This window comes from Streptomyces sp. SID5785 (assembly GCF_009870065.1).
Classification (GTDB): domain Bacteria; phylum Actinomycetota; class Actinomycetes; order Streptomycetales; family Streptomycetaceae; genus Streptomyces.
Genome location: NZ_WWIA01001106.1, coordinates 1 through 5,716 on the forward strand (window position 1 = coordinate 1; position 5,716 = coordinate 5,716).

The following is a 5,716-nucleotide window of genomic DNA, read 5'->3' on the forward strand; positions in this document are numbered from 1 at the left end:
TCGGGCGTCCGGTGATGTCGCCGCGTACAGCGCGGGGAGCGTCGCCGTGTCCACCGTGCCGAGCAGCACGCCCCGGGAGGACAGCGCCCTGATGAGTCTGCGGCCGACGGTCTCCCGGTCGCGGCCGACTTCGGGGCGTGCCGCGAGCAGATTCGTGGGGGCGACGCCGGGATGGGAGAGATTGCTGGTGACGCCCCAGCCTTCCTCTGCACTGCGCCGGTCGAGCTCGAGACCGAAGAGACCCAGGGCGACCTTCGACTGTCCGTAGGCCTTCATGCCGTCGTAGCTCCGCTCCCAGTCCACGTCGTCCCAGTTGATCGCGCCCCGGCCCGCCGCGATGCTGATCTGCGAGGTGACACGGGCCTGTCCGGCGCGCAGCAGCGGCAGCAGGTGGGCGACGAGGGCGAAGTGGCCGAGATGGTTGGTGCCGAACTGCAGCTCGTGCCCGTCGTCCGTGGTCTGCCGCTCGGGCGGCGTCATGACTCCCGCGTTGTTCACGAGCAGGTGGACGGGTCGGCCCTCGTCGCGCAGGGTGCGGCCGAGCGCCTCCACGGACGCGAGCGAGGAGAGGTCGAGGGCGCGCAGCGACACGTCCGCGCCCGGAACCCGTTCCCGGATCGTCGCGAGTGCGGCGTCTCCCTTCCGTGGATTGCGTACGGGCATGACGACCTGTGCGCCCGCCGCGGCCAGGCGGGTCGCGATGCCGAGCCCCACGCCGTCGCTGGCGCCGGTGACCAGCGCGCGCCTTCCGCTCAGGTCCGGGATGACGATGTCGATCGGTGTGCGTGCCATGTGTCTCCTCCTGGAACGGGTGCCGACCTCTGCACTGTCACCGCATCCGGTCACGGCATCCAGGGCCGCCCGATCCACTGATCGGCAGGTCCAGGATGCGTCCGCCGACGCGCCCCCGCCCGTGGTAGGGGCCGACGCCGGCGGGAGAAGCGCCTGGTCAGCGGCGAGGCACGGCCGGCGTGTGTGCCCACCCCGACCGGACACATGCCGGTGCCGCGACATCCCCGGCACGGGGAGCGACGCGTCAAGGGGGGATCGATGATCCGTGGATACCGCGGTGTGCGCGCGGTAGAAAGGTGTCCCGAGGAGGCAGACATGGTCATCGACCGGGCAGGGCTCGCGGCGTTCCTGCGGCGTCGCCGTGCCTCCCTGCAACCCGAGGACGTCGGCCTCCCCCGCGGCCGGCGCCGCAGGACCAGCGGGCTGCGCCGGGAGGAGGTGGCGGCCCTGTGTCACATGTCGGCCGACTACTACGCGCGCCTGGAGCGCGAGCGCGGACCCCAGCCGTCCGAGCAGATGATCGCCTCCATCGCGCAGGGCCTCCACCTCACGCTCGACGAGCGCGACCACCTGTTCCGCCTCGCCGGGCACTCACCCCCGGCGCGGGGCGCGGACAGCGACCACATCAGCCCCGGTCTGCTGCGCATCCTGGACCGCCTGGAGGACACACCCGCGGAGATCGTCACCGAACTTGGCGAGACCCTGCGCCAGACCCCGCTCGCCGTCGCACTCACCGGCGATTTGACGGCGTACACCGGACCCGCCCGCAGCATCGGCTACCGCTGGTTCACCGACCCCGCGACACGGCGGCTGTACGCACCCGAGGACCACTCCTACCTCAGCCGCATGTTCGCCTCGGGCCTGCGGGGCGTGGTCACACTGCGCGGCCCCGCCTCCCCCGCCGCCCGCCTCGCCGACCTGCTCCTCGCGCAGAGCGACGAGTTCCGGGAGGTGTGGGACCAGCACGAAGTCGGTCTGCGCCCGCACGAGGTCAAGCACTTCGTCCACCCGGAGGTGGGCGCCCTGGAGCTGACCTGCCAGTCCCTGCTCGACCCCGACCAGTCGCATCTCCTGCTGGTCTACACGGCGATCCCCGGCAGCGAGAGCTACGAGAAACTGCGGCTGCTGTCCGTCATAGGGCCACAGGCGCTCACCGCGGGCGGGGCGGCCGGACGCTGATCGCCGGGCCGGCGCGCTCGGCGTTTCGGTGTTCGGCGTGTCGGGCGCGGAGCGATCGCACCGGGCGCGGCCGCCGGTCCACGCTCATCGCACCCACGCCTTGCGAAAGCTGTGACGTGCGCGGTGCAGCCGTGACTTCACCGTGCCTCGGGAAATGTTCAGGATCCGGCTCGCGGACCGCTCGTCGAGATCCTCGAGTGCGCGCAGCGCCAGGACCGCACGGTGTTCGGTCGGCATCCGGCGCAGTACGTCGTGCACCTCCACGGCCAGTTCGGGGCCGAGCGAGGAAGGGACGTCGTCGAACTCGCCGACCGGCGTCTCCCGCTCCGCGCGCCGCGCCACGCGCACGGCCTCGCGCACGGTGACCGTGCGCACCCACGCGTACAGGGCGCGGGGGTCCTTCAGACCGGGCAGCCCCTGGAAGACCGCGATGAGCGACTCCTGGACCGCGTCGGGAGTGTCGGTCGGCGCGATCGGGCGGCACAGGCGGCTGACGTAGGGCGTCAGCAGGTCCAGGAGATCGTTGAGGGCGAGCACGTCACCGGACTGGGCCGCCCGCACCAGGGGAACGGCCTCGTCCCACGGATCCTTCACCGACGTCTGCCCTGCACCCGGCCCGGGCCGCAGAACGTCTCTGTCAGCTCTGTTCATACGCCGCTCTCCTCTCTCGCAGGTCGACGCTCCGCATGGGTCCGGGCTGCGGTGGCGTCGGAGTGTCACAGAGACAGAGGCGATGTCGCGGGCATGTACTCCCTCGATCGTGCGTCTTTCCTGATGCGTTCGTGCGGGGCTGCGCGAACCGGCGAGCGACGGCTCGGAGGGGTGGAGTGCTGCCGCCCGGCGCGGCGGGCACACGTTCGACTCTCCTGGTCCGGTGTTAAAGTCGCGCCAGTCGTGCCGAAGCTCAATTCGCCATCGGCGGGGGTCGGTTGTCCGTGTCTCGAGGTTCTCCTCACGAAATGAGCGGGACCGGTCCCGATCCCTTTCTGTCCGTGCTCCGCCCGGAGCGGGAGGAGTGGTGACGGCGAGCGGTCGAGCGGCAGCGGACGACGGGGACACGGAAGCTCTGGCCCGCCTGGTCGAGCGGGCGCAGCGCGGCGACGCCCTCGCCATGGACGAACTCCTCGGCGTCCTCGCGCCGTACGTCGGCCGGATCTGCGCGCCTGTGGCGCTGCAGGACGGCGCGGACGCCGCGCAGGAGACGCTCATCGCCGTCTTCCGCAACCTAGGGCAGCTGAAGAGGCCTGCGGCGCTGCTCGGGTGGGTGCGTTCGATCGCGGTGCGTGAAGCGGTGAAGATCGCCAAGCAGCGTCAGCGACGCAGCTCCGTGCCCACGGAGTGGGAGGACATGCCCGGCACGCAGGACCTTCAGCTCGCCCCGGACATCAACGACGCCATGCAGCGGCTCGCGCCCGAGCATCGCGCCGTGCTGACGCTGCGTCACATCGAGGGTCTGAGCGAACAGGAGGTCGCCGGGCTGCTCGCCGTCCCCGTGGGAACGGTCAGATCCCGGCTCTTCCGTGCACGACGCGCGTTCCGCGCCTTCTGGGACTGACGGTCAATCCGTGGCGTCCGGGGCCGACCGGAGCTCCACGCGCTCCTGCAACCGGTCGAGGAGCCGCTCCTGGCGCTGCACCGACCCGGCGCGCCGCATCCGGCCGAGGGCTGCGCCGCCGGGAAGACGCACGGCGGCGAAGAAGGCGAAGCGGCTCCCGTCCCCCTCGGGCATCGCGGCCATGCCGCTGGTCAGGACTCTGCTCTGCATCAGACACCAGCCGGGGCGCAGCACCACGTCGAAGTGCTCACGGTGTCCCAGAACGCCCACCGCTCGCCCCGACAGCCGGTCCCCGTCGGACGAGATGACGGTGAAGGAACGCAATCCCGGGATGATCTGCGGGAGTTCGTGCTCGAGGTCGGAGGCGACCGACCACAGGAGCTCGAATCCCGCGCCGAAGTGCCTCTCGGCGAAGCCCGGCTGCTTCGTGGCGGACGCGATGATCTTCAGTCGCCGCACGGGATCGAGATCGACCGTCGGCCAGCTGCTGTGCGCGGCGTCCGTCATGGCTCGCCCCCTCTTTGTGATGTGCGCAGAGACTCGCATCATTGCCCTGCGCGGGCAAGCGCGCGGATTCCGGCACCCGGATGCGGAACCTTTGCGGCACCGGGCTCCTCCTGACAGGCCGACAGACGCGTCGAGCCCCGGGAGTCCCCATGGAGAACCATCAGCGCCCCATGCCTGAACTGAACGGCGTACGGCACCGGTACGCCCACGTACGAGGGGTGCGGCTGCACCTCGCGGAGGCGGGAGAGGGAGCGCCGGTGATCCTGCTGCACGGGTTCCCCCAGCACTGGTACGGCTGGCGACGCCTCGTGCCCCTGCTGTCCGGCGAGTACCGGCTGATCTGCGTGGACCAGCGCGGCTTCGGCTGGTCCGACGCACCGGCCAGGGGCTACGACACGGACAACAGGGTGGCGGACGTCATCGCGCTCATGGACGAACTCGGGCTCGAGCAGGCTCGGTTGATCGGACACGACTGGGGTGCCTGGACAGGGTTCCACGTGTGCCTGCGGTCCCCCGAGCGGATCACGCACTTCCTGGCCCTGAACATGCTGCACCCCTGGCCGTCGCACCGCCGGCTGCTGCCGCAGTCCTGGCGCTTCTGGTACACCGCCCTGCTCGAACAGCCGCTGCTCGGCCGCTGGATACTGCGCAGCCGACCGGGCTTCACCCGCCGTCTGATGCGCAAGGGCCTGGCCGAGAAGGCGTGGGCACCGTCCGCGACGGAGGAGTTCGTGCGCTCCAGCCAGGAGCCCGCCCGGGCGCGGGCCGGGGAGGCGCTGCATCGCGCCTTCGCCCTGCGCGACATCGCGAGGCTGGTCCTGGGCCGCTACAGGAACCTGCGCCTGAGCACGCCGACCGTCATCCTCGCGGGAGCACAGGACTTCATGCTGCCGCCCGGCGTGCTCACCGGCGCCGGCTCCCACGCCGACGACCTGAGGGTCCAGGTCGTCGGCGGCTCCGGGCACTACCTGCACGAGGAACGCCCCGATCTGGTCGCCGAGACGGCCCGCGGGCTCTTCTCCCGCAGCCGCCTCCCCCGCCCCGAAGACCTGCGTGAAGTCCGGGGATCTGCCGGAGCGGGGCGGGACACGCCTACTGCCCCGGGGAGGCCGGGACGCTGATCGCGGCGCCGGTCACGCGGACCCTGGGGTCCTCCGCGGACAGGTCCACCTCCAGCAGCGAGGGCCGGCCCATGTCCTGTCCCTGGTGCAGGGTCAGGCGTGCCGACGGCGGGACCAGGGCGAGCTCGCGCGCGTAGGCACCGAACGCGGCGGCCGCGGCGCCGGTCGCGGCGTCCTCCACGACGCCGCCGACCGGGAACGGGTCGCGGACGTGGAAGACGGAGTCCGAGGCCCGCCACACCAGTTGAACCGTCGTCAGGTCGAGCCGCCGCATCAGACGCAGCAGCCCGTCGAAGTCGTAGTCCAGGGCCGCCAGTCGCTCGCGGGTGGCGGCCGCCAGGACCAGGTGGCGTACTCCGGCGAAGGCGATGCGCGGCGGCAGGGCCTCGTCCAGCTCGCCCGGCTCCCAGCCCAGTGCCGCCAGCGCCTCCGCCACGTCGGCCGCCTCCACGTCGTGGACGCGCGGGGCCACGCTCGTGAGGGTGGCCTTGAGCGGGGCTTGTTCGCCCACGACGCTGACCGGCACCTCTCCGACGGCGGTGTGGAAGGTGTAGTCGCCGGT

At 71.8% G+C, this 5,716-nt stretch carries 7 protein-coding genes; 3 read left to right on the forward strand and 4 right to left on the reverse strand.

Annotated features, from left to right (window positions below):
* On the reverse strand, positions 1–792 hold a 792-nt coding region (locus GTW43_RS36005; protein WP_161306181.1), incomplete at its 3' end, for an SDR family oxidoreductase.
* Between the two features lie 315 nt (positions 793–1,107).
* On the opposite strand from GTW43_RS36005, the gene GTW43_RS36010 reads away from it, so the two are divergent.
* The gene (locus tag GTW43_RS36010; RefSeq protein ID WP_161306182.1) at positions 1,108–1,971 is read left to right on the forward strand and encodes a helix-turn-helix transcriptional regulator; all 864 of its coding nucleotides are present in this window, start codon (positions 1,108–1,110) and stop codon (positions 1,969–1,971) included.
* Between the two features lie 84 nt (positions 1,972–2,055).
* Here the strand turns inward: GTW43_RS36010 and GTW43_RS36015 are convergent, their stop codons facing one another.
* On the reverse strand, positions 2,056–2,565 hold the full coding sequence (locus GTW43_RS36015; RefSeq protein WP_343246226.1) for a sigma-70 family RNA polymerase sigma factor: 510 nt from the start codon (positions 2,563–2,565) through the stop codon (positions 2,056–2,058).
* Between the two features lie 424 nt (positions 2,566–2,989).
* On the opposite strand from GTW43_RS36015, the gene GTW43_RS36020 reads away from it, so the two are divergent.
* Positions 2,990–3,526, forward strand: coding sequence for a sigma-70 family RNA polymerase sigma factor (locus GTW43_RS36020; protein WP_343246227.1), 537 nt, complete (start codon positions 2,990–2,992; stop codon positions 3,524–3,526).
* Between the two features lie 3 nt (positions 3,527–3,529).
* Here GTW43_RS36020 and GTW43_RS36025 read toward each other — a convergent pair whose 3' ends face one another.
* On the reverse strand, positions 3,530–4,033 hold the full coding sequence (locus GTW43_RS36025; RefSeq protein ID WP_161306184.1) for a hypothetical protein: 504 nt from the start codon (positions 4,031–4,033) through the stop codon (positions 3,530–3,532).
* Between the two features lie 170 nt (positions 4,034–4,203).
* Here GTW43_RS36025 and GTW43_RS36030 point away from each other — a divergent pair, with 170 nt between their 5' ends.
* Positions 4,204–5,154: an alpha/beta hydrolase gene (locus GTW43_RS36030; protein ID WP_161306185.1), complete on the forward strand. Its 951-nt coding sequence runs from the start codon at positions 4,204–4,206 to the stop codon at positions 5,152–5,154.
* Here the strand turns inward: GTW43_RS36030 and GTW43_RS36035 are convergent.
* Positions 5,126–5,716, reverse strand: a 591-nt coding sequence (locus GTW43_RS36035) for a PhzF family phenazine biosynthesis protein (protein WP_161306186.1), incomplete at its 5' end; no start/stop codon positions are given. The two genes, GTW43_RS36030 and GTW43_RS36035, sit on opposite strands and share 29 nt — an antisense overlap.